Genomic DNA, 21595 nt, shown 5'->3' with positions numbered 1-21595 from the left:
GGTCACTCCCACGTCGCGACCGGCGGCAGGCTCATCAGGATCGCGTCGATGTTGCCGCCGGTCTTCAGCCCGAACAGCGTGCCGCGATCGTAAACCAGGTTGAACTCGGCATAGCGGCCGCGCCACGCGCGCTGTTGCGCCATGTCCGCGTCGCCGAATGCCATGTCCATCCGCCGTCGGACGATTCGCGGATAGGCATCGAGGAAGGCGCGCCCGACGTCTTGCGTGAAGGCGAAATTGGCGGCGAAATCGCCCTCCAGATGGTCGTAGAAGATCCCGCCGACGCCGCGATGGACCTTGCGGTGCGGAATGTAGAAATAATCGTCCGCCCATTTTCGGAAGCGCGGATAATGGTCCGGATGGTGCGCGTCGCAGGCCCGCGCCAGCGTGGCGTGGAAATCCTCGGTATCCTCGGCGATGGGCAGCGGCGGGTTGAGATCGGCGCCACCCCCGAACCAGCGTTTCGTCGTCACCAGGAAGCGCGTGTTCATGTGAACCGCGGGCACATGTGGATTGGCCATGTGCGCGACGAGGCTGATCCCGGTCGCGAAAAAGCGCGGATCGTCACCCGCGCCATGGATGGTGCGCGCAAAATCGCCCTCGAACGTGCCGCCGACGGTGGACACGTTGACACCGACCTTTTCGAACACACGCCCCTTCATCACGCCCCGCACCCCGCCACCGCCGGGCAGGCCCGCGGGATCGATGCGATCCCATGGCGTATAATCGAAGCGGGCGTCGGAGCCGGCCTCGCGCTCGATCGCCTCGAACTCGGCGCAGATCAGGTCGCGCAATTCCTCGAACCACGCCCGCGCGGCGGCCTGTTCGGTATCCAGCGTCATCATGCTCTTGCCCTAGCGTCTCGCCACGCGCTGGCCAAGGCGAGGCCGCGGTGGCAGGGGCCGGATAATGAACGCCAAGTCCTTCTGGCGCGGCGTCCGCGTCTCCGCCGTCAGCTCGGCCTTCGTCTGCGCGATGGTCGCTGCGGCGGGCTATTTCGATCGTGATCCCGTCCACGTCTATCCCGCGCATCCGCCGGCGCGGCCGATCGCGGTGGTCAATATTTCCGGCGACATGGGGCTGCGCTTCCTGCTCGGCGCATCGACCTCGCGCGGGCTGACCGAACACCACATCCCCGTCGTCGGCCTGTCGACCCCGGCGGTATTCCGCACCCGGCGCACGCGCGCCGAGGTGGACGCCTTCGTCGCGGATGCGGTGCGCACCGCGATGGCGCGCACGGGCACGCGCAAGGTGGTGGTGATGGGCCAGTCGTACGGCGCCGATATCGCGCAGACCGGGCTCGCGCACCTGCCACCAGCGCTGCGCGCGCAAGTCGCGGGAATCGTGTTGATCCTGCCCGGTGAGACCGTCTTCTATCGCGCCGATCCGACCGGCTGGGTCTATGACGGCACCCCCGACAGCATCGGCAAGGTCACTGGCGACACGCTGACCTGGGCGCCGCTGACCTGCATCTACGGTCAGGAGGAGGACGACAGCCTCTGCCCGCTGCTGCGCGTGGCGGGTGCGCGGATCATCGCGATGCCGGGCGGGCACAATCTGCACCATGACAGCGATGCGTTGTTCGCGCACGTGCTGGCGGCGGTCCGCGCGGTCACGCCGTCGGCCAGCCCTCCGTCTGGCGCAATGCCTCGCCCAGCAGCATCGCCCCCGCCACCGCGACGTTGAGCGAGCGCAGCCCGGCGCGCATCGGCACGCGAACGCGCAGGTCCGCGCGATCGTGGACATGCGCGGGCACCCCCGCGCCCTCGCTGCCCAGCAACAAAATGTCATCCGCTTCGAAGCGCGCCGCGGGCAGCGGCACCGCACCGGTCGTGGTCGCCAGCACGATCCGCCCCGCCGCCGTCGCGACGAACGCGTTCCAGTCGACGTGGCGCCGCACCTCGACCAGCCCGGCATAGTCCATGCCCGAGCGCGCAAGGGCTCGGCCGCTCCACGGGAATCCCATCGGTTCGATCAGGTCGACCCCGATCCCGAGACATGCGCCGAGCCGCAACAGCGTGCCGACGTTGCCCGCAATGTCGGGCTGGAAGAGCGCGATCCGCATGGCGGCGATCCCTAGCTGCGCAAAATGCTGTTGGCAAAGCGGCGGAGGCACGGCTATCAGGCCGGGAAGGCCGCCGTGGGGACGGGCAGGTCGAGACGGCGGGGAGCTACAATGTCGCATGCGGCATCGGCCCACCCGCCGGACAGGTGAACGGGCAGAGGTTTGACGCGAATGGCGACGGCAGAGCAGGAAATCCCCCTCGGCGAAGATCCCGCGCCTTATCACGAGGATGCGCATGATCCGCGTCGTCGCGATTTCATCAACATCGCCGCGATCTCGTTCGCCGGCGTCGGTGCGGTCGCGATCGTGCTGCCGCTGGTCAACCAGATGAACCCGTCCGCCGACGTGCTGGCGCAATCGACCACCGAGATCGATATCTCGAAGATCGCGCCGGGGCAGGCGATCAAGGCCAGCTTCCGCAAGCAGCCGCTGTTCGTGCGCAACCTGACGCCCAAGGAGATCGCGGAGGCCGATGCGGTCGCCATCTCCTCGCTGCGCGATCCGCAGACGCTGGAAGAGCGCACCAAGGCGGGCAAGAAGAACTGGCTGATCACGCTGGGCGTCTGCACGCACCTGGGCTGCGTGCCGCTGGGCGCGGGCGAGGGCGAGAACAAGGGGCCGTTCGGCGGCTATTTCTGCCCGTGCCACGGCTCGGCCTACGACACGGCGGGGCGGATTCGGCAGGGGCCGGCGCCGCAGAACCTGCACGTGCCCGACTATGCATTCAATTCCGACACCGTCGTTACGGTCGGCTGAGGGGAGATAGAGAAATGAGCTTTCCCTGGGCCAAGCATTACGAGCCGAAGGCGCCATTGATGCGCTGGATGGACGAGAAGCTGCCGTTGCCGCGGCTCGTCTACAACGCGATCGGCGCCGGCTATCCGGTGCCGCGCAACCTCAATTATTTCTGGAACTTCGGCGTGCTCGCGGGCGCGGCGCTGGTGCTGCAGATCGTCACCGGCGTGGTGCTGGCGATGCATTTCGCCGCCAATGCCGGCGTCGCGTTCGGCTCGGTCGAAAGCATCATGCGTGACGTCAACGCCGGCTGGTTCCTGCGCTATGCGCACGCCAACGGCGCGTCGATGTTCCTGGCGGTCGTCTATATCCACATCGGCCGCGGCCTTTATTACGGTTCGTACAAGGCGCCGCGCGAGATGGTGTGGTTGCTCGGGGTCGTGATCTTCCTGCTGATGATGGCGACGGCGTTCATGGGCTACGTGCTGCCGTGGGGGCAGATGAGCTTCTGGGGTGCGCAGGTCATCACCGGCTTCTTCTCGGCGATCCCGCTGGTGGGCGAGACGATCCGCACCTGGCTTCTCGGCGGGTTTGCGCCGGATAACGCCGCGCTCAACCGTTTCTTCTCGCTTCACTATCTTCTGCCGTTCGTGATCGCGGGTGTCATCATCCTGCACATCTGGGCGCTGCACATCCCGGGGTCGAACAACCCGACCGGCGTGGACGTGAAGGGGGAGCAGGACACGGTGCCGTTCCACCCCTATTATACCGCGAAGGACGGGGTCGGGGTCGGCGTGTTCTTCCTGATCTTCGCGTTCCTGGTGTTCTTCTCGCCCAACCTGCTGGGCCACCCGGACAATTACATCGAGGCGAACCCGCTCTCGACCCCCGCGCATATCGTGCCGGAATGGTACTTCCTGCCGTTCTACGCGATCCTCAAGAGCTTCACCGCGGACTTCATCCTCCCGGCCAAGCTGTGGGGCGTGCTGGCGATGTTCGGGTCGATCCTGCTGCTGTTCTTCCTGCCGTGGCTCGATGCCTCGCCGGTACGTTCGGCCAATTACCGCCCGACCTACCGCTGGTTCCTGCTGGTGCTGCTGCTCGACGTGCTGGTGCTCGGCTATGTCGGCGGCGCGGAGGCGAACGCGCGCAACGTGATGATGGGACAGATCGCGGCGGGTTATTATTTCGCGCACTTCCTCATCATCCTGCCGCTGGTGTCGGCGGCCGAGCGTCCGCGCCCGCTGCCGAACTCGATCACCGAGGCGGTGCTGGCCAAGCACGGCGGCACCAGCCCCGCGCAGACCGCGATGGCGAGCTGAGCGAAGAGACGAAGAGGGGATTCGACAGGCAATGGTTCGTCTCATTTCACTGCTGGTCGGGGCGGGGTTCGTCTTCGTGCTCGCGCTGGCGCTGTTCTTCACCGCGAAGGACGCGATCCAGAATCCGGCACCGCACACTGCGGAACACTCCTTCCGCCTGCACCCGGAGGACATTCACCTGTCCTCGGCCGGGCTGGTCGGCAAATTCGACCGGCAGCAGCTCCAGCGCGGCTTCCAGGTCTACAAGGAAGTGTGCGCTGCCTGCCACTCGCTGAAGTATGTCGCATTCCGCGACCTTCAGGAGATCGGCTACAACGAGCCCGAGGTGAAGGCGATCGCCACGAACTGGGTGATCGAGCAGCCGAGCGTGAACCCGGAGACGGGTGAGGCGGCGACGCGCAAGAACCTGCCGTCGGACCACTTCCCGTCGCCGTTCGCCAACGAGGTCGCCGCGCGCGCCGCAAACAACAACGCGCTGCCGCCCGACCTGTCGTTGATGACCAAGGCGCGCGAGGATGGCTCGAACTACATCCATGCGCTGATCACCGGCTATCGTGACCAGCCGGCCGAGTTGCTGAAGGAGTTCCCGGACGCGAAGACGCCCGAGGGGCTGCACTACAATCCCTATTTCGCGAACCTCAACATCGCGATGCCGCCGCCGATCACTTCCGATGGTCAGGTGACCTATTCGGACGGCACCAAGGCGACCAAGGATCAGATGGCGCGCGACGTCGCAGCCTTCCTGACGTGGACTGCCGAGCCGAACCTGGAAGCGCGCCATGCCGCGGGCATCGCGGCGGTGATCTTCCTGCTGATCTTCGTCTACCTGACGTGGGGCGCCTATCAGAACGTGTGGCGCAACGTGAAGCATTGAGGGCGCGGGCAGTGGCCTGACGCATGACGGCGGCGACCGGGGCACGTGTCCCGGTCGCCGTTTTCGTGTAGTCGGGCGCGCATGAACGACGATCTCAAGGCGCTGATCCGCACCGTCCCCGATTTTCCAAAGCCCGGCATCCAGTTCCGCGACATCACCACGTTGCTGCTGTCGCCGACCGGACTGGCAACCTGCATCGAGCGGATGGTCGCCGCTGTCGACGGTCCGGTCGATCTGGTGGCCGGGGTCGAGGCGCGCGGCTTCCTCTTCGCCGCTGCGCTCGCGGTGCCGCTCGGCGCTGGCGTGCTGCTGATCCGCAAGGACGGAAAGCTGCCCGGCGCGACGATCGCAGAGGATTATGCCCTGGAATATGGGCAGGACCGGATCGCGATCCACGCCGATGCGTGCGCGCCGGGCGCACGCGTGCTGCTGGTCGACGACCTGATCGCCACCGGCGGAACGGCGCGCGCTGCGGTGCGACTGTTACGGAAGGCGGGGGCGGTGGTGACGCAGGCGCAGTTCGTCGTCGACCTCCCCGATCTGGGCGGCGCGGACGGGTTGCGCGGGGACGCGATTGCAGTGTCCGCGCTGGTGGCGTTTCCGGGTCACTGAGCCGCGCCGCGTCGTGGCGCGCGGTCTTTTCGCCATGCTCTGGGCGACCTCGCTCCCTTCGGACGGCCCGCGCCGTGGTACGGCTGTGCGGACGGCGGGGCGGTGGCGCTGCAGGCGCAGTTCGTCGTCGACTTTCCGATCCGCTCGGCGCGGACGGGTCGCGTGGGAACGTGATCGCGGTGTCCCCGCTGATGGCGTTTCCGGGGCACGGAGCCGCGCCGGCTCGTGGCGCGTGGTTTTTTGCCAGACTCTGAGCGACATCGCTCCCTTCGGAACAACACGCGCCGCGGTACGGCTGTTGCGGACGTCGGGGCGATGCTGCCGCAGCCGCGTTCGTCGTCGAGCTCCCGGATCTGGGCGGCGCGGGCGAGTTGCGTGGGGGCGTGATCGCAGTGCCCGCGCCGGTGGCGGGCACGGAGCCGCGCCGCCTCGTGGCGCGCGGTTTTTTGCCAGACTCTGGGTGACATCGCTCCCTTCGGACAACCCGCGCCGCGGTACGGCTGTGCGGACGGCGGGGCGGTGGTAACGCAGGCGCAGTTCGTCGTCGATCTTTCCGGTCTTGGCGGCGCGGACGGGTTGCGCAGGGACGCGATTGCAGTGTCCGCGCCGGTGGCGTTTCCGAGGCACCGAGGCGCGCCGCATTCTGGCACGGCGTCCCGGATGATGAGCGGGGAAGACGTGCGGAACATCGCCCGGGACGCGCCGTTCATCATCACTGGCGGCGCGTATCTGCCGCTTACTCCCGCCAAGGAGAATCGCGATGTTCGCGACTCGTTTACTGCTTGCAGGGCTTCTCGGCAGCCTTTCCCTCGCGACGACGGCGTGCACCGACGGCTACGGCTATTCGGGCATCGGGATCGGCGCCGGATCGGGTTATTACGATGATCCATCGTACGCGTCCGGTTATGGCGGCGGCTATTACGGTTGGTACGGCGACTATTATTATCCGGGCACCGGCGGGTACGTCTACGATCGTCAACGCCGCGCCTACGCGTGGAACGACGGCCAGCGGCGGTACTGGCAGCAGCGCCGGCATGGCGTTACGAACAGCGGCGTGCGCGCCAACTGGCGCGACTTCGGGCGTGACGTGCGGCGCGAGCGACGGGACTATCGCGGCGAGGTCCGCGCCGATCGCCAAGCGTACCGCAATGGCCAGATCACCCGCGAGCAGTTCCGCCAGCAACGCCGGGAGGCCGGTCGCGAATATCGGCAGGACGTCCGCCGCGACTATCGTGACCTGCGTCGCGGCAATCGCGCCGAGGGCTATCGCACACCCCGGCCTGACCGCGCATTCCGGCCACGGCAACGTCGCTGAGGCACGATCGAGCCACTTTCCGCGCCGTACCGCTTGTGCCACTCTCGCCAACGTGAACTGTTTGCCGGCCCCGATTGCGCGATGAGCGTTGCGCCCGAGCAACTTACGCTCGACCTCGATGGCTTCGAGGGCCCACTCGACCTGCTATTGTCGCTGGCACGCGCGCAAAAGGTCGATCTACGCGAAATCTCGATCCTCCACCTCGTCGAGCAATACCTCGCCTATGTCGACGAAGCGCGGGTGCTCCAGCTCGAACTTGCCGCCGATTATCTCGTGATGGCGGCGTGGCTTGCCTATCTGAAGTCGACGTTGCTGCTGCCGCGCGATCCGGAGGTCGAACCAGACCCCGAGGACCTCGCGCTCCGCCTGCAATTGCGGCTCGAGCGGCTCGACGCGATGCGCGATGCCGGCGCGCGGCTGATGGCGCGCGACCGGACCGGGCGCGACGTTTTCACGCGCGGCGCGCCCGAGGGATTGCATGTCACCCGCAAGGCGTTCTGGTCGGTGGAATATTACGACCTGCTCGCCGCTTATGGGCGCGCCACCGCCCGCTCGCGCCCGGTGTTGCACGTCGTCCGCGATCGCGAGGTCGTGACGCTGGAGGCGGCGCTGGCGCGTCTCTCCGCGCTGCTCGGCACCGCGGTCGACTGGCAGGCGATCGAGGGCTTCCTGCCCGAGGTGCGTAGCGCCGGGCTGCGGCGTTCCGCGCTCGCCTCCAGCTTTCTCGCCGCGCTGGAACTGGCGCGGCAGGGACGTGCCGAGTTGCAGCAGGAAGCGCCGTTCGCCCCGCTCTACCTGCGTCGGCCGACGGCGTGAGCGAGACGCACGAGCGCGCAGTGGAGGCGGTGCTGTTCGCGGCCGCCGAGCCGCTGACGCTGGATGCGATCCGCGCCTATGTCGGCGAGGGAGACGTGCGCGCGGCGCTGGCGCGGCTCGTCGGGCGCTATCGCGGGCGCGGCATCGAGCTGGTGGAGCGTGGCGGGCGCTGGCACTTCCAGACCGCGCCGGATCTGGCCCACCTGTTGCGGCGCGGTCGCGACGAAATCCGCAAGCTGAGCCGCGCCGGCATCGAAACGCTGGCGATCATCGCCTATCACGAACCGGTGACGCGCGCGGAGATCGAGGCGATCCGCGGCGTGCAGACGGCGCGCGGTACGCTCGACGTGCTGATGGAAGCGGGATGGGTGCGGCCGAGCGGACGTCGCGAGGCGCCGGGCCGTCCGCTTACTTTTTCGACCACCCCCGAATTCCTGTCACATTTCGGGCTCAACAGCCGTCGCGACCTACCCGGGATCGACGACCTGCGCGCCGCGGGGCTGCTCGACCCGGTCGATCTGGCCTTCGATCAACTCGCGGTGGTAAACCAGCGCGAGGAGGACTAGATAGCCTAGCATATCAGGAGATTCCGCATGGGCAGTTTCAGTCTTCCGCACATCCTTATCCTCGCGGTGGTCGCGATCCTGTTGTTGGGTGGCGGGCGCTTCTCCAACCTGATGGGCGACGTCGCCAAGGGTGTGAAGAACTTCAAGAAGGGTATGGCCGAAGAGGACGAGGACGATGGCCGTCCGAAGCCGCGCATCGAGGCCAAGAGCCATGCCGAGCCGGCGTTCGACCGGGATGCCGATCGAGTGCGCGAAGAACGCCGCTGATCGACCGCACTCTTTTCCCGGCGCGCTGAATGTTCGGTATCGATTCGTCTGAATTCCTGCTGGTCGCGCTCGTCGCGCTGGTGGTGATCGGCCCTAAGGATCTGCCCAAGGCGATGCGGGTCCTTGGTTACTGGGTCGGACGCGCGCGTGCGGTCGGCCGCCAGTTCCGCGCCGGCTTCGACGAGATGGTGCGCGAGGCCGAGCTCGAGGAAATGGAAAAGAAGTGGAAGGCGGAGAACGAGCGGATCATGCGCGAGCATCCGTTCGTGCCGCCCCCACCAGCATTGCCCGATCATGCCGCGGACGACCGTGCCGATGGGGATGCTGCTTTGCCGGACGAGACGCAACAGCCGGTGATGGTCGAGAAACCGCACGTCGTGCCTGCCGAGGTTCCGGCGACGGATACGAGCCATGTCGGTGAGCATCCGGCCGCAGCGCCGGTCGTCGAGAGCGATCGGACGCGGGACGCCGCGCTTCAGGATAAGGCAGCATCGTGACCGAGATCGTCGACGAACTGGAAGATTCGCGCGCGCCGCTACTCGACCATCTGCTCGAACTGCGGCGGCGGCTGCTCTATTGTATCGTCGCGGTGCTGCTGTCGTTCTTCGTGTGCTGGTATTTCGCGGAGGATATCTTCGCGTTCCTGGTGCAGCCGTTGCTGCATGCCGGGCAGAAGACGGTCATCTACACGCAGGTATTCGAAGCGTTCTTCGTCCAGGTGAAGGTCGCGTTCTTCTCGGCGACGATGATCTCGTTCCCGGTGATCGCGAACCAGTTGTGGCAGTTCATCGCGCCCGGCTTGTACCGGAAGGAGCGTCGCGCACTGCTGCCGTTCCTGCTCGCGACCCCGGTGTTGTTCCTGATGGGCGCGTCGATGGCCTATTATATCGCGATCCCGATGGCCCTGCACTTCCTGCTCGGTTATTCGGGGATGATCGGCGGCGTGCAGCAACAGGCGCTGCCCGCGATCGGCAATTACCTCAGCTTCGTCATGCAGTTCCTGTTCGGCTTCGGCGCGGCGTTCCTGCTGCCGGTGCTGTTGATGCTGCTGGAGCGTGGCGGGATCGTGACCCGCAAGCAGCTGATCGGTGCGCGGCGCTATGCCATCGTCGGCGCGTTCGCGATTGCGGCTGTGCTGACTCCGCCGGACGTCGGCTCGCAGCTGTTGCTCGCGATTCCGTTGGTGATCCTCTACGAGGCTGCGATCATCGGTATCTGGTTCACCGAGCGGCGACGCGCCCGTGAAGACGTGGTGACCGCGGAGTAAACGGCGAGGGGGTTCGGACGGCGGAGGGTTGGCGAGAGCATTCGTCACTGCCCGGCGCACCCTTCCTTCCATCAAGCATTGGTCAAGCCTGATCGCGCGTTCCCGCTCACATGCTCGCCACTGTAGTGCGTCGATGACTGTGTGCTCGGCGATCGCTCTCTTGCGAGGAACGCCCGCATAGGCCGGGCACGCCTGATCGCGAGCTTGGTGACGCGATCGAGCGCCCGACCGGGAACACGGCGGCTTGCTTCGCGAACGCGCCATGGCGTCGGCGCTTTGTCCGGGATCGCGACTGGATCGCGTTGACCTCCGGCAATTTTGCCTGACGCAGGTCGAACACAGAAAAAGGGCGGTCCGCCACCGCGAACCGCCCTTTCCTATCTCAGCGGACCAAGGCTTACTTGTTCTTGTCCGCCGCGCCTGCCACCGCGTCGCCCGCCGACGAGACGTCGCGACCCACCCCGTGCACCGTGTTGCAGGCGGAGACCAGCACCGCACCCGTCAGCGCCACCATGGTCAGAATTTTACGCATCGAACCCGTCTCCTGCAAATCTGCGCGGACAATGCGCGGCGCAGACACTTCGTTCCTCAGGCGGAGCAAGCGATCCGTGGATCAAGGAATGGCGGAAAAAAGGAAAAGGCCCGAAAGCGTCACCGGGGGGGGGGGAGGGGTGAGCGCCTTCGGGCCTATGACTTGGATAGCGAAAGCGGGGGGGCGTATAGTCGCTATCCGAAGGACTTAACGAGGCGAGTATCACCAGGTTCCGCGGCTGCCGCACTTTTTTCCAAAATACCGGAGGCCGTTACTCGCGCCCGGTTGTCGCGATCGAAATCTCGTAGGCGCCGGTCAGTGGATCGTGCTGCAAGGTCGAGCGCAACTGGCGAGTCAGTCCCTCGATTACGCGGCCGTAGCGATGCTTCAGCCCGTCGCGAAGCGGATCGCTGTCGACGAGCGCGCGGGACGATAGGCGCAGCGTCGCGCGTTGCGGGTCGGCGCTCTCCTTCAGCGTCATGCGGATCTGCGACTCCGGCGCACAGGTCATCGCCAGCTCGACGAGTTCGGTGACCAGGAACGCCACCGCCACCGCCACGTCCTGCGTGACGTAATAAGGATCGATATCGAGCGCGATCCCGATGCGCGTCCCTTCCGGTGCGGTGGCGCGAATGCTCGACGCCAGTTCGCCCAGCACCGCGCGAAGCCCGACGCCGCGGTTCTCCTCCATTTCCGCATAATGGTAGCGGTGGACGACCGCGAGCGCATCGACGCGGCGCTGGATCGAGGCATAGGCTTGCGTGGCTTCGCTGCTGCGTGCGCCGCGGGCATGGAAGTTGATGAGGCTGGAGATAACCTGAAGGTTGTTCTTGACGCGGTGATGCACTTCGCGCGTCAGCTTGGTCTGACGCATCAGCCCGTCTGCCAGCCCGGCCTCGTGGATCGCGACGGTGCGGCTGAGCGCCCGGAACGTGTCACCCAGATCGCGGATTTCCTGTGCGGGCAACGCCCGGAGCATCGCGGGATCCGGCTGGTCGCCGGGGGCATAGGCCGCGATGCTGCCGCGCAGCGCGCGTAGCGGCGCGATCAACAGCCGGTCGACCACGAACCAGCTGATCGCCGCCGCCGCCGCCCACATCAGTAGCGGCAGGGTGAGCGCGATCAGCAGCGGCGAGCCGATCGGGGCGCTGCGCACCTGCATGTCGAGGACTAGTCCCGCAATGCCCAATTCGCTGCGCAGGCTTTCGCGCCGTTCCAGCGCGGTCTGGCGATCGAGGGGGTCGAGCTCGAGCCGCTCGTCGCCCATCGACAGCGCCTGTCCGTAATCAGGCGCGAAGCCGCTCGGGTGTCCGATCTGCGCGAGGAACGGCGCGGGAAAATAGGCCGCTGCCGTCAGGCCGTCGTTTCGGCCGGCGAAGCGCAGCATCAATCCGCGGCCTTCAACGATCCGCGCGCTTACCGCGTCGGTGGGAGATTGCCGCGCGAACACCGCCGCGCCGGGGAAAGGCTCTCCGCAGATCGCGCGGCCGCGCCGGTCGAGAATGACGAAGCCGGTTCCGGCGGCGGATTGCTGTGCGAAGACGCCCTGGGCGCGCGCGCAGCTCGGCGCATCGCCGCGATCGGCGGTGAGCGCGTCGACCGCGACGCGCAACGCCGTCATGTCGCCGACAAGCTCGATCGCGATCGCGCGGCTTGCCTCGGAAGCGGCGACGCGCAGGTGCGAGCGGAGTTCGGTATCTGCGATCTGAGTCACGCGCAGCGTCGCGAAGATCGCGATCAACGCCAGCGGCAACAGCGCGACGCTGAGGATGAGGAACAGCTTGGCGCCCGTCGGCCAGCGCGTAAATACGTCCATACGCCCCGCGGCAGGCCGGGGGGCGTCAGTGACGGGAGGGTCCGTCACGCCGCGTCAGTCTAGCTTGCCGAGCAGCGACAGGAGATCGTCGGGAACGGTTTCCTCGACAGTCTTCTGATAGACGGAACGCAACGCCGATCCCATATCGCGATTCTTCGAGTGCGCCGCGGTGCCTTTCTTAGGCTTTTCAGGCGCTTCCTTATCCGACGTCAACGTAAACCCCCCAAGACAACCCGATCAATATCGACAGCATGGGTCGAAAGACCCGGCAGCCGACCCCGGACCGGACGCCCAAACCGGACGAGCGCGTAATGCACGTATGGCCGATGAAACCAAAACTGACGTCGATGGTTCCATGCCCGTGCGACGAATTTCGCCGGTAGCGGGCTTTCATCTGCGGCCGGATCTCGCGTCCACGAACGTATCGGTTTCGCGGCCGCGGCGTGGGTCCGTCGGTCGCAGGGAGGGTTTTCTACACATGTCGCTCGGACAACAACTCGCGCCGCATCTTCCGTTCCTGCGCCGCTATGGTCGTGCGCTGACGGGCAGCCAGGCGCAGGGCGACCGTTACGTGCGCGCCACGCTGGAAGCGATCGTGGCGGCGCCGGACCAGTTTCCGCGCGACGTCGATCCGCGGCTCGGCCTGTATCGGACGTTCCAGGCGATCTGGAACTCGGCCAATTTCGACGAGACCGCCGACGAGATGCCGGCCGAGGATCAGGAGGCCGTGGCACGTGCGCGGCTGTCGCGGATGACGCCGCTGTCGCGTCAGGCGCTGCTTCTGACGGCGATGGAGGGTTTCACGCCCGAGGACGCGGCGTATCTGATCGAGGTCGATACGGCCGAAGTGGACGTGCTGGTCGCCGAGGCGCTGGCCGAGATCGAGAACCAGACCCGTGCGCGCGTGCTGATCATCGAAGACGAGCCGATCATCGCGATGGACATCGAGTCGATCGTTCGCGATCTGGGGCATGAGGTCACCGGCGTGGCGGTGACGCGCGACGAGGCGGTCGCGCTGGCGATGGAAGATCGGCCGGGGCTGGTGCTCGCCGACATCCAGCTTGCCGATGACAGCTCGGGCATCGATGCGGTCAAGGACATCCTGGCGGAATTCAACGTACCCGTGATCTTCATCACCGCCTTCCCGGAGCGGCTCCTTACCGGCGAGCGGCCGGAGCCCACGTTCCTGATCACCAAGCCATTCCAGCGCTCGACGGTAAAGGCGGCGATCAGCCAGGCATTGTTCTTCGATGAAAGCACCGTTCCGGCATAAGTCCGGACGAAACGCGCGTCACGAAACGGGCGTTACGAATACGTTTCCCGGGTCCGTGGTCGATACGGACCCAAAACGTTGTTGGGGGGTTGAGCGCTCATGGCAGACGATAACGATCGCATTCACCTCGAAACCGACGAGGCGCGTGCGGGCAGCACGCCCGGCATGACCCGCTACATCCTGGCGGCTTCATTGCTGCTGGTCATCGCCATCTTTGCGGCCATCCTGTTGTCCTGACGCCCGGATGTTGACGGACGCACTGGCCAAGCAGCCGGACGGTACCTATCTTGATGGCTCGGAAGGGCGCCAGACCGGCGTCGATCCAGCACAACGGAGCGGCATGACCCAATCCCCTACGCTCGCGGACGACGCGTCGGCGCCACCTCCTGTCGAGCATGTCGCGCTTTCCGATCCAGAGTTTAAGAAGCAACTGGCGCTGGTGATTCCACATCTGCGCGCCTTCGGGCGATCGCTGTCGGGCAATCGCGACCTTGCCGACGATCTGGTGCAGGAAACCCTGCTGAAGGCATGGGCGGCACGCAAGCGCTTCCAGGCCGGCACGAACATGCGCGCATGGACCTTCATCATCCTGCGCAACCTGTTCCTCAGCCAGATGCGTCGTGCGCGCTTCAAGGGCGAGTGGGACGATCTGGTTGCCGACCGCGTGCTTGCCGCGCCGGCCAGCCAGGACAAGCACGTCGAACTCGCCGATATGCAACGTGCGTTGTTGCATTTGCCGCAGCCGCAGCGCGAGGCACTGATCCTCGTCGGTGCGGGTGGCTTCGCCTATGAGGAAGCGGCCGAGATTTGCGGCGTGGCAGTCGGCACGATCAAGAGTCGCGTGGCACGCGGACGGGTCGCGCTCGAGGCGCTGATGGCGGGAAGCACGCTTTCCTCGCGTCGCGATCACGAGGTCGACACCGAGCGTTCGACGCTCGACTCGATCATGAGCGAGGTCGACGAACTCAGTCGCGATCGTAACGCCTGACGCGTGTCAGGTGCGGTCGTGAATCCGGTATAGCTGGGCCATGCACCTGGCGAGGTCGGACGGCAGCGCGGCTTCGCTTCCGAAGGCCGCGCGCAGCGGCTCCGCGATCGCATCCGTCACCTGCGGCGCCTGGACGACATATACGTCCCGCAGCGGAAGGGTGTGAGAGGAAGCGTCTTGTACCATGATGGTCGAACGCGGGTTTGCCGCTAAGGTTGCGGTTCCATGACCGACGCGATCGTCCCGGCCCGCCTGCGCATGACCCAGAATGCGCCATTTCTGGACGGGCTGCTTGCGCGCTACGACGTGACGGACGCGGCGTTGGCGGAGTCCGGCATTTCGGTAGGCAAGCGTCTGCGCCTGGAACGTCGCCAAGTGGCGCTGGCGGTCGCCGAGGGCGATCTTGCGGGCATGCTCGACCTGACCGGCGTCACCGCGGCGCTCACCGAGTTTGCCGACGACGCGCTCGACCGGGCGATCGAGGCTGCCATCATCGAGCGGACCCCGGAGGCACAACCTCGCGGGTTTGCGGCGATCGCGCTCGGCAAGCAGGGTAGCCGCGAGCTCAATTACTCTTCGGACATCGACCCGATCCTGATCTACGATCCGGCGACGCTCCCGCATCGTCCGCGCGAGGATGTCGCAGACGCCGCGGTCCGTATCGGGCGGCGCGTGCTCGAACTGCTCCAGACCCGCGACGCCGATGGCTATGTACTGCGCGTCGATCTGCGACTGCGCCCCTCGCCGGAGGCGACGCCGATCGTGATCCCGATCGATGCGGCGATCGCTTATTATGAATCGCAGGCGCTGCCTTGGGAGCGTGCGGCGTTCATTCGCGCCCGCGCCGCTGCCGGCGATACGGCGCTCGGCCAGCGGTTTCTCGACACCATTCGCCCGTTCATCTGGCGGCGCAGCCTCGACTTCGGCGCGGTCGGCGAAATCCTCGACATCACGCGCCGTATCCGCGACCATCATGCGCAGGGGCAGGCGTTCGGCCCCGGCTACGATCTGAAGCGCGGTCGTGGCGGCATCCGCGAGATCGAGTTCTTCGCGCAAATACATCAGTTGATCCACGGCGGCCGCGATCCGTCGCTGCGTGCGCCGGCGACCCGTGACGCGCTGGCGGCGCTGGCGGCGGCAGGACGGATCGAAGCGGAAGACGCGCGCGCGTTGTCCGAAGCCTATACCCTGCTGCGCACGATCGAGCATCGCATCCAGATGATCGATGATCGCCAGACGCATGCGCTGCCGACGGGGGACGGGCTCGATCGTGTCGCCCGGTTGCACGGCCTGCACGACGGCGCCGCGTTGCTCGAGTTGCTGCGCCCGCATGTCGCGCGCGTTGCGACGACCTTCGACAAGCTCGCACCCGCACCGGTCGCCGCAGTACCGCGCGATGCCGCGCGGCTTGCCGATTATCTCGGCGGCGCGGGCTTTGCCGAGACCGAGGACGCGGCGCGCCGGATCGTCGCGTGGCGTGAGGGGCGTTATCCCGCGCTACGCAGCCCCGCGGCGCAGAGCGCGCTGGAGGCGGTGCTGCCGGGGCTGGTCGAGGCGCTTGCGCAATCGCCGGTGCCGATGACCGCACTCAACCGGCTCGATCGGCTGCTCGAGCGTTTGCCGAGCGCGATCAACATCTTCCGTCTGCTTGAGGCGCGTCCTGCGCTCGCCACGCTACTGGCGGAGATCCTCAGCCATGCACCGACGTTGGCCGAGGCGCTCGCGCGTCGCCCCGATCTGCTCGACGGGCTGATCGATGCCAGCGCCTTCGATCCGGTCGGCGATGTGGCGGCGCTGACCGCCGAGATGCGCGCGAGCGAGCCGGGCGCGGATTACCAGGCCGTGCTGGAACATGTGCGTCGCGTCGTCGGCGACCGTCGTTTCGCGCTGGGCGCGCAGATCGTCGCCGGGCGTGCCGACCCGCTCGACGTCGCCGCGGGCTATGCGCGGCTTGCCGAGGCTGCGGTCGAGGTGCTGACGGCTGCGACGGTCGCGCTGTTCGAGGCCGCGCACGGCCGCGTCCCCGGGGGCGAACTGGTGATCCTCGCGCTCGGCCGGCTCGGCGGGGCGGCGCTGACCCATGCCTCCGACCTCGACGTGATCTACCTGTTCACCGGCGACTTCACCGCGGAATCGGACGGCGCCAAGCCGCTCGGCGCGACGCTGTATTTCTCGCGGCTGGCGCAACGCGTCACCGCGGCCTTGTCGGTGCCGACCGCGGCCGGCCCGCTCTATGCCGTCGACACGCGATTGCGGCCGTCGGGTGCGCAAGGGCCGCTGGTGGTCAGCGTCGACTCCTTCGCCCGCTACCAGCGCGAGGAAGCGTGGACCTGGGAGCATATGGCGCTGACGCGGGCGCGGGCCGTCTATGGTAGCGCGGGCGCGCGTGCAGCCGTGGAGGCGATCGTCGCCGAGGTGCTCGCCGGCGCACGGCGACCACGCGATATCGCCGCCGACGCCGCGTCGATGCGCGCCGAGATGGCGCAGCACAAACCGCCGCAAGGGCCGCTCGACGCGAAGCTGCTGCCCGGCGGGCTGGTCGATCTCGAGTTTGCGGTGCATGTCGCGCAGCTGACGCGCCGGATCGCCTTCACCCCGCAGCTTGGGCCGGCGATCGACGCGTTGGTGGCCGCCGGCGTCTTCCGTGCCGAGCTTCGCACCGCCTACGACCTGCTCAGCCGCCTGCTCGTCACCGGGCGACTGGTCGCCCCCGACGCGCAGGAGCCCGCGGCGCCCGCTACCCGCGCGCTGATCGCGCGGGCGGTGGCGCTGCCGGATTGGGAGACGTTGCTTGCCACGCTGGCGACGGTGCGCGAGAGCGTCGCGACAAGCTGGCAGGAGAGCATCGCATGGACACCCTCCCGGACGTGACCGTCACCGGCGCCGACGGCGCGCCGCTGCGGCTGCACGACATGGCTCGCCCGCTCGTCGTCTATTTCTACCCCAAGGACGACACGCCCGGTTGCACGCGCGAGGCGCAGGATTTTTCCGCGCTGTCGGCCGACTTCGCCGCAGCCGGCGTGACGGTGCTCGGCATTTCTCGGGACACGGTGGCCAAGCATGCGAGATTCCGCGACAAACATGCGCTGACCGTCACATTGGCGAGTGACCTTGACGGCAGCGTCACCGAGGCGTTCGGCGTGTGGGGCGAGAAGCAGTTGTATGGCAAGACGTACATGGGCATCGAACGGGCGACCTTCCTCTTCGATCGCGACGCGCGACTGACCGGGGCGTGGCGAAAGGTGAAGGTGCCGGGCCATGCCGCGGCGGTGCTGGCGGCGGCAAACGCGCTTTAAGTCAGGCAATCCGGGGCTTCCGGCAACGGCTCGGCGCACGACTCCGGCACTTGGACGCGCGCGGCGCGCTGGGCTATTGCGCGATTAACCTTTCGGCGGGCACAAACCTTTGCGTTGCCGGAGCGGAACTTCCGACCGGCGACACGGAAAAAGGGGAAGGCCGGAGCGTGTCGTTCTGGCCACAGTCTTGATCTGGGGTTCGATGACCGACACCGCTTCCTTGCCGGCCGGGCGGCCGACCGTGCGCTTCGGCGCCGCCATTGCCGGACGTACCATCATGCTGCGCGGGGGCGCCGCGTTGTTGCTGGGCTTTGCCGGCTACGGCGCATTGCAGGCCTCGACGCAAGTCGCCGCCGCCGCCGGGCTGACCCCGGCCGCCGCGGCTTCGGCGGAGCGGCTCCAGACGATGGAACACAAGGTGCAGCGGATGCAGGCGCGGGTCGCGACGATCCGCACCGCCGCCCAGCTCCACGCTGACCGGATCGAACGGCGTCAGCAATTGCTGACCGCCGCGCTGACCGGGCAGGGAGATGCCAAGCGGCTGGCGCTCGCCACGCTCGCGATCGATCCGCAGGCGACGCGCGTCGCCGCCGATACGATCCGCCCGTTCCTGAAGGTCGAGAACCGGCAGGCCGAACTCGCACAGGTTGCGGAGCGCCAGCTGCTCGACCGCTACACCCAGACCGCTCGCCAGCTTCGCCAGCGCGGCATCGCCCCCAATCGCGTCGCGCGCGGCACGTCGGCGATGGGTGGCCCGCTGGTCGAGGCGAACAGCACAGAGGCGCGCGCCGATCTCGCCGCCGACCAGCAGTTCCGCTCATTGTTCATGACGTGGAAGAAGCTGGACCGGCTGGAACAGGGCGTGATCGCCATTCCGTCGGTGCAGCCGGTGCAGAAGCTGCAGTTCACCAGCAATTTCGGCATTCGCTCCGACCCGTTCCGCGGCACCGCCGCGATGCACGCCGGCGTCGACATCCCCGGCCCGAGCGGCACGCCGATCTACGCGACCGCGGACGGCATCATCAGCCACGCCGGACGTCAGGGCGGCTATGGCAACATGGTCGAGATCAACCACGGCAAGGGCATCGCCACCCGTTATGGCCACCTTTCCAAGATCATCGTCGCCGACAACACGCGCGTGAAGCGTGGTCAGCTGATTGCGCTGATGGGCTCTACCGGGCGCTCGACCGGCCCACATCTCCATTACGAAGTCCGCATCGACGGCCACGCCGTCAACCCGGTGCCGTTCCTGACCACCGCCGATTACCTGATGGCCGCGCAGGACCGCGCCGTCGGGCAGATCCCGGTCTCCACGACCGGCCCGGTGCCGCAGGACTGATCGACCGCTTCATGATCGTGCCGAAGGGGCCGGTCCGCAGACACGCGGGCCGGCCCTTTGCGTTCTGCGCGATGACGCCTATCTTGCACGCATGGCCAGCCTAGCACCCGACATCGCCCTGACCCCCGCCGCCGCCGCGCGTGTCGCCGCGATCGCTGCGCGGCAGAACAAGCCCGCGATCCTGCGCTTGTCGGTGGAGGGGGGTGGCTGTTCGGGGTTCCAGTACCGCTTCGGCTTTGCGGACGCGCCCGAGGCGGCGGATATCGTCACGGAAACGGACGGCGTGCGGCTGGTCGTCGACGACATCAGCCTTGATCTGGTCCGCGGTGCGAGTGTCGATTATGTCGAATCGCTGGGCGGGGCGTCGTTCAAGGTCGAGAACCCCAACGCGGCCAGCGGCTGCGGCTGTGGCACCAGCTTCTCGGTGTAGTTAGACAAGTGTCGGTGCCGCGGTTACACCGGCGCACGTGAAGATCGTCAGCTACAACGTCAACGGCATCAAGGCGCGGCTGCCGCGGTTGCTGGAGTATCTCGCCGAGGCGCAGCCCGACGTGGTGTGCCTTCAGGAACTCAAGTCCAGCGACGAGACCTTCCCGGAGGCCGAGATCCGCGCTGCCGGCTATGGCGCCTTGTGGCACGGTCAGAAGGGCTTCAACGGCGTTGCGGTGCTGGCGAAGGGCATCGATCCGGTCGAGCGTCAGCGCGGGCTGGCCGGCGAGCCGGAGGACGAGCACAGCCGCTATCTCGAATGCGCAGTGTTCGGGCTGGTGATCGCCTCGATCTACCTTCCGAACGGCAATCCGCAGCCGGGACCGAAGTTCGATTACAAACTGCGCTGGATCGGCCGCTTGCAAGATCGCGCGCGGGCGCTGCTCGCCGAGGAGCTGCCGGTGATCCTTGCGGGCGACTACAACGTGATCCCCAACGACGACGATACCTTCTCGGTCAAGGCGATGGCCAGCGACGCGTTGATGCAGCCGGAGAGCCGGCACGGTTATCGCGCGCTGCTGGCGCAGGGGTGGACCGATGCGCTGCGCATCCGCAACCCGAAAGGCGGCGTCTGGACCTTCTGGGACTATCAGGCCGGAGCGTGGCAGCGCGACGCCGGCTTCCGAATCGACCATCTGCTGCTGAGCCCGACGGTCGCGGACCGGCTCGCCGATGCCGGCGTCGACAAGGAGTATCGCGGCCGCGAAAAGGCCAGCGACCATGCGCCGACCTGGGTACGGCTGCGATGATGCTGCGTGGTGCGATCGCGGCGTTGCTGGCGGCGGTCGCGGGCGTCGTGGCGCTACCCGCGTCGGCGCAGGATGCCGACTCGCCCGAAATACGCTTTTGTCCAAACCGCCCGTCGCTTGGCGCGACCGGTTGCACGACGTTGCCGGGGCAGGTGCAGCTCGAAGTGTCCGGCATCGATTGGCAGCGTGATGATGACGGCGAGACACGCGAGGATCTGGTGCAGTTCGCTCAGGTCACTGCGCGGATCGGCGCTACCCGCCACAGCGAGTTTCAGTTCACGTGGACGCCGATCGCGGCGCTTCGGACGCGCGACATCGCGACCGGGCAGGTCGACCACATCACCGGCAGCGGGGACGTGACGCTCGGCTGGCAGCGTTCGATCAGCCATCCCGACGGCAAGAAGCTGTCGGCGGCGATCCAGCCTTACGTCACCCTGCCGACGGGGCGCAGCGGTATCGGCGCGGGCGACTGGGCGGCGGGCGCCGTCCTGCCGGTCTATTGGGAAATCGACCAACACTGGAGCCTCGACTTCACCGGGCAGGCGGCGGCTGCCGTCGACGAGGATGGCAGTGGACGGCACTTCGATGCGACTGGCGTGGTCGGCGTCGGCTATGCGCTGACCGAAAAGGTGACCGCCACCGCCGAATTCTCGGTCGAGCGTGATCTTGATCCCGCCGGCCATGTCGTCCGCACCCTTGCTGCGGCGTCGGTGGCGTGGCGGACGACGGATCGTACCCAGCTGGATGTGCTTGCGGTCGCCGGGCTCAACCACGATGCGCCGGATGCGCGCGTCTCCATAGGTGGTGCGGTGCTGTTCTGACCAAGGTACGGCAGATCACGCCGACTATTGGCGTGATCTGCTGATGTAACACACTCGTAATTTGCCTAACTTGCTGTAATTGCACGGCAAATTGGATTGGCACGGTAGCTGCATAGTGTCCTGTGTCCCCGATAAACGGGGCAGGGAGACCCACCATGAAGACCATCGCCGCCGCCGTTATCGCCAGCCTGTTCGCCGTCGTCCCCGCCACCGCCGCACCGAAGACCGCCCCGACTGCGGAGCCGAGCCCTGCCGCCAGCACCGCGCCCGCGCCGTTCCGCAATGCCAGCACCCGCTATTGCTACAAGACCGAGATCACCGGTTCGCGGCTGATCACCAAGGTGTGCAAGACGCGCGCCGACTGGAAGGACCAGGGCGTCATCGTTCCCGCCGATCTGTGACCGACCCCCGCCGCACGGGCACCGCCGCAAATGGCGCGGTGCCCGTCAGGGA

The 21595-nt window shown here is 67.1% G+C and carries 26 protein-coding genes; 21 read left to right on the top strand and 5 right to left on the bottom strand.

What is annotated here, in order from left to right:
- Window positions 1–2: 2 nt before the first annotated feature.
- Window positions 3–845, bottom strand: a complete 843-nt coding sequence (hemF, locus tag SPHPHY_RS0114920; RefSeq protein WP_022687492.1) for an oxygen-dependent coproporphyrinogen oxidase — start codon at window positions 843–845, stop codon at window positions 3–5.
- A gap of 64 nt (window positions 846–909) precedes the next feature.
- Between hemF and SPHPHY_RS20305 the strand changes: the two genes are divergently transcribed.
- The gene (locus SPHPHY_RS20305; RefSeq protein WP_022687491.1) at window positions 910–1686 is read left to right on the top strand and encodes an AcvB/VirJ family lysyl-phosphatidylglycerol hydrolase; all 777 of its coding nucleotides are present in this window, start codon (window positions 910–912) and stop codon (window positions 1684–1686) included.
- On the opposite strand, the gene SPHPHY_RS0114910 is transcribed toward SPHPHY_RS20305, so the two are convergent.
- A complete protein-coding gene (locus SPHPHY_RS0114910; RefSeq protein WP_022687490.1) occupies window positions 1613–2065 on the bottom strand; it encodes a tRNA (cytidine(34)-2'-O)-methyltransferase in 453 nt (150 codons plus the stop codon). The two genes, SPHPHY_RS20305 and SPHPHY_RS0114910, sit on opposite strands and share 74 nt — an antisense overlap.
- Window positions 2066–2236: 171 nt before the next feature.
- On the opposite strand from SPHPHY_RS0114910, the gene petA reads away from it, so the two are divergent.
- The 10 genes from petA (at window position 2237) to tatC (ending at window position 9839) form a co-directional block, all read left to right on the top strand.
- Window positions 2237–2821, top strand: coding sequence for a ubiquinol-cytochrome c reductase iron-sulfur subunit (petA, locus tag SPHPHY_RS0114905; RefSeq protein WP_022687489.1), 585 nt, complete (start codon window positions 2237–2239; stop codon window positions 2819–2821).
- A gap of 14 nt (window positions 2822–2835) precedes the next feature.
- The gene (locus SPHPHY_RS0114900) at window positions 2836–4122 is read left to right on the top strand and encodes a cytochrome b (RefSeq protein WP_022687488.1); all 1287 of its coding nucleotides are present in this window, start codon (window positions 2836–2838) and stop codon (window positions 4120–4122) included.
- 31 nt (window positions 4123–4153) lie between these two features.
- Entirely contained in the window at window positions 4154–4996 is an 843-nt protein-coding gene (locus SPHPHY_RS0114895) for a cytochrome c1 (protein WP_022687487.1), read from the top strand.
- Window positions 4997–5077: 81 nt separating this feature from the next.
- On the top strand, window positions 5078–5608 hold the full coding sequence (locus SPHPHY_RS0114890) for an adenine phosphoribosyltransferase (protein ID WP_022687486.1): 531 nt from the start codon (window positions 5078–5080) through the stop codon (window positions 5606–5608).
- Between the two features lie 760 nt (window positions 5609–6368).
- Window positions 6369–6923, top strand: a complete 555-nt coding sequence (locus SPHPHY_RS21030; protein ID WP_022687485.1) for a hypothetical protein — start codon at window positions 6369–6371, stop codon at window positions 6921–6923.
- A gap of 81 nt (window positions 6924–7004) precedes the next feature.
- Entirely contained in the window at window positions 7005–7739 is a 735-nt protein-coding gene (locus SPHPHY_RS0114880; protein WP_022687484.1) for a segregation and condensation protein A, read from the top strand.
- Window positions 7736–8305, top strand: coding sequence for an SMC-Scp complex subunit ScpB (gene scpB, locus SPHPHY_RS0114875; RefSeq protein WP_022687483.1), 570 nt, complete (start codon window positions 7736–7738; stop codon window positions 8303–8305). Before SPHPHY_RS0114880 ends, scpB begins: the two co-directional genes overlap by 4 nt.
- 27 nt (window positions 8306–8332) lie before the next feature.
- The gene (locus SPHPHY_RS0114870; protein ID WP_022687482.1) at window positions 8333–8572 is read left to right on the top strand and encodes a twin-arginine translocase TatA/TatE family subunit; all 240 of its coding nucleotides are present in this window, start codon (window positions 8333–8335) and stop codon (window positions 8570–8572) included.
- A 29-nt stretch (window positions 8573–8601) separates the two neighbouring features.
- Window positions 8602–9069 carry a Sec-independent protein translocase protein TatB gene (gene tatB / locus SPHPHY_RS21485; protein ID WP_022687481.1) on the top strand — a complete coding sequence of 156 codons (468 nt, stop codon included), beginning with the start codon at window positions 8602–8604 and terminating at the stop codon, window positions 9067–9069.
- Window positions 9070–9074: 5 nt separating this feature from the next.
- Entirely contained in the window at window positions 9075–9839 is a 765-nt protein-coding gene (tatC, locus tag SPHPHY_RS0114860) for a twin-arginine translocase subunit TatC (RefSeq protein WP_028056965.1), read from the top strand.
- A gap of 397 nt (window positions 9840–10236) precedes the next feature.
- On the opposite strand, the gene SPHPHY_RS0114855 is transcribed toward tatC, so the two are convergent.
- From SPHPHY_RS0114855 to SPHPHY_RS22570, 3 genes are all read right to left on the bottom strand, one after another.
- Window positions 10237–10371, bottom strand: coding sequence for an entericidin A/B family lipoprotein (locus SPHPHY_RS0114855; RefSeq protein WP_028056964.1), 135 nt, complete (start codon window positions 10369–10371; stop codon window positions 10237–10239).
- 271 nt (window positions 10372–10642) lie between these two features.
- Window positions 10643–12187 (bottom strand): sensor histidine kinase, encoded by a 1545-nt coding sequence (locus tag SPHPHY_RS0114850; RefSeq protein ID WP_022687478.1) that lies wholly within the window; start codon window positions 12185–12187, stop codon window positions 10643–10645.
- A gap of 54 nt (window positions 12188–12241) precedes the next feature.
- Entirely contained in the window at window positions 12242–12400 is a 159-nt protein-coding gene (locus tag SPHPHY_RS22570; RefSeq protein ID WP_231370432.1) for a NepR family anti-sigma factor, read from the bottom strand.
- Between the two features lie 265 nt (window positions 12401–12665).
- Between SPHPHY_RS22570 and SPHPHY_RS0114840 the strand changes: the two genes are divergently transcribed.
- The 10 genes from SPHPHY_RS0114840 to SPHPHY_RS0114790 all read left to right on the top strand — a co-directional run bounded on the left by SPHPHY_RS0114840 (window position 12666) and on the right by SPHPHY_RS0114790 (window position 21543).
- Entirely contained in the window at window positions 12666–13460 is a 795-nt protein-coding gene (locus SPHPHY_RS0114840; protein WP_022687476.1) for a response regulator, read from the top strand.
- Between the two features lie 99 nt (window positions 13461–13559).
- A complete protein-coding gene (locus SPHPHY_RS22320) occupies window positions 13560–13697 on the top strand; it encodes a hypothetical protein (RefSeq protein WP_022687475.1) in 138 nt (45 codons plus the stop codon).
- A gap of 103 nt (window positions 13698–13800) precedes the next feature.
- On the top strand, window positions 13801–14448 hold the full coding sequence (locus SPHPHY_RS0114830) for a sigma-70 family RNA polymerase sigma factor (protein ID WP_028056963.1): 648 nt from the start codon (window positions 13801–13803) through the stop codon (window positions 14446–14448).
- Between the two features lie 225 nt (window positions 14449–14673).
- The gene (locus SPHPHY_RS0114820) at window positions 14674–17319 is read left to right on the top strand and encodes a bifunctional [glutamine synthetase] adenylyltransferase/[glutamine synthetase]-adenylyl-L-tyrosine phosphorylase (protein ID WP_022687472.1); all 2646 of its coding nucleotides are present in this window, start codon (window positions 14674–14676) and stop codon (window positions 17317–17319) included.
- Window positions 17298–17744, top strand: coding sequence for a peroxiredoxin (locus tag SPHPHY_RS0114815; protein WP_022687471.1), 447 nt, complete (start codon window positions 17298–17300; stop codon window positions 17742–17744). Before SPHPHY_RS0114820 ends, SPHPHY_RS0114815 begins: the two co-directional genes overlap by 22 nt.
- A 202-nt stretch (window positions 17745–17946) precedes the next feature.
- Window positions 17947–19083 (top strand): M23 family metallopeptidase, encoded by a 1137-nt coding sequence (locus SPHPHY_RS22565; protein ID WP_022687470.1) that lies wholly within the window; start codon window positions 17947–17949, stop codon window positions 19081–19083.
- Window positions 19084–19174: 91 nt separating this feature from the next.
- Window positions 19175–19513, top strand: a complete 339-nt coding sequence (erpA, locus tag SPHPHY_RS0114805) for an iron-sulfur cluster insertion protein ErpA (protein ID WP_022687469.1) — start codon at window positions 19175–19177, stop codon at window positions 19511–19513.
- Window positions 19514–19550: 37 nt separating this feature from the next.
- Window positions 19551–20321 (top strand): exodeoxyribonuclease III, encoded by a 771-nt coding sequence (gene xth, locus SPHPHY_RS0114800; protein WP_022687468.1) that lies wholly within the window; start codon window positions 19551–19553, stop codon window positions 20319–20321.
- Complete coding sequence (locus SPHPHY_RS0114795; RefSeq protein ID WP_022687467.1) at window positions 20318–21142, top strand: transporter; 825 nt, start codon at window positions 20318–20320, stop codon at window positions 21140–21142. Before xth ends, SPHPHY_RS0114795 begins: the two co-directional genes overlap by 4 nt.
- Window positions 21143–21297: 155 nt before the next feature.
- Entirely contained in the window at window positions 21298–21543 is a 246-nt protein-coding gene (locus SPHPHY_RS0114790; RefSeq protein WP_022687466.1) for a hypothetical protein, read from the top strand.
- Window positions 21544–21595 lie beyond the last annotated feature (52 nt).

Origin of the sequence: Sphingomonas phyllosphaerae 5.2, assembly GCF_000419605.1 — a bacterium.
GTDB classification, from domain to species: domain Bacteria; phylum Pseudomonadota; class Alphaproteobacteria; order Sphingomonadales; family Sphingomonadaceae; genus Sphingomonas; species Sphingomonas phyllosphaerae_B.
Note: the sequence above shows the minus strand (reverse complement) of the source record. Positions and strands in the feature narration are given on the sequence as shown.

Bases quoted from the DNA above. Each gene is read 5' to 3' on its own strand.
- SPHPHY_RS0114880 (WP_022687484.1), top strand. From the start codon at position 7,005: ATGAGCGTTGCGCCCGAGCAACTTACGCTCGACCTCGATGGCTTCGAG.
- tatB (WP_022687481.1), top strand. From the start codon at position 8,602: ATGTTCGGTATCGATTCGTCTGAATTCCTGCTGGTCGCGCTCGTCGCG.
- SPHPHY_RS21030 (WP_022687485.1), top strand. From the start codon at position 6,369: ATGTTCGCGACTCGTTTACTGCTTGCAGGGCTTCTCGGCAGCCTTTCC.
- SPHPHY_RS0114890 (WP_022687486.1), top strand. From the start codon at position 5,078: ATGAACGACGATCTCAAGGCGCTGATCCGCACCGTCCCCGATTTTCCA.
- SPHPHY_RS0114895 (WP_022687487.1), top strand. From the start codon at position 4,154: ATGGTTCGTCTCATTTCACTGCTGGTCGGGGCGGGGTTCGTCTTCGTG.
- SPHPHY_RS0114850 (WP_022687478.1), bottom strand. From the start codon at position 12,187: ATGGACGTATTTACGCGCTGGCCGACGGGCGCCAAGCTGTTCCTCATC.
- erpA (WP_022687469.1), top strand. From the start codon at position 19,175: ATGGCCAGCCTAGCACCCGACATCGCCCTGACCCCCGCCGCCGCCGCG.
- SPHPHY_RS0114820 (WP_022687472.1), top strand. From the start codon at position 14,674: ATGACCGACGCGATCGTCCCGGCCCGCCTGCGCATGACCCAGAATGCG.
- SPHPHY_RS22565 (WP_022687470.1), top strand. From the start codon at position 17,947: ATGACCGACACCGCTTCCTTGCCGGCCGGGCGGCCGACCGTGCGCTTC.
- petA (WP_022687489.1), top strand. From the start codon at position 2,237: ATGGCGACGGCAGAGCAGGAAATCCCCCTCGGCGAAGATCCCGCGCCT.
- hemF (WP_022687492.1), bottom strand. From the start codon at position 845: ATGATGACGCTGGATACCGAACAGGCCGCCGCGCGGGCGTGGTTCGAG.
- SPHPHY_RS20305 (WP_022687491.1), top strand. From the start codon at position 910: ATGAACGCCAAGTCCTTCTGGCGCGGCGTCCGCGTCTCCGCCGTCAGC.
- SPHPHY_RS0114910 (WP_022687490.1), bottom strand. From the start codon at position 2,065: ATGCGGATCGCGCTCTTCCAGCCCGACATTGCGGGCAACGTCGGCACG.
- SPHPHY_RS0114790 (WP_022687466.1), top strand. From the start codon at position 21,298: ATGAAGACCATCGCCGCCGCCGTTATCGCCAGCCTGTTCGCCGTCGTC.
- SPHPHY_RS0114870 (WP_022687482.1), top strand. From the start codon at position 8,333: ATGGGCAGTTTCAGTCTTCCGCACATCCTTATCCTCGCGGTGGTCGCG.
- SPHPHY_RS0114830 (WP_028056963.1), top strand. From the start codon at position 13,801: ATGACCCAATCCCCTACGCTCGCGGACGACGCGTCGGCGCCACCTCCT.
- SPHPHY_RS0114855 (WP_028056964.1), bottom strand. From the start codon at position 10,371: ATGCGTAAAATTCTGACCATGGTGGCGCTGACGGGTGCGGTGCTGGTC.
- SPHPHY_RS0114815 (WP_022687471.1), top strand. From the start codon at position 17,298: ATGGACACCCTCCCGGACGTGACCGTCACCGGCGCCGACGGCGCGCCG.
- SPHPHY_RS0114900 (WP_022687488.1), top strand. From the start codon at position 2,836: ATGAGCTTTCCCTGGGCCAAGCATTACGAGCCGAAGGCGCCATTGATG.
- SPHPHY_RS0114840 (WP_022687476.1), top strand. From the start codon at position 12,666: ATGTCGCTCGGACAACAACTCGCGCCGCATCTTCCGTTCCTGCGCCGC.
- SPHPHY_RS22320 (WP_022687475.1), top strand. From the start codon at position 13,560: ATGGCAGACGATAACGATCGCATTCACCTCGAAACCGACGAGGCGCGT.
- SPHPHY_RS0114795 (WP_022687467.1), top strand. From the start codon at position 20,318: ATGATGCTGCGTGGTGCGATCGCGGCGTTGCTGGCGGCGGTCGCGGGC.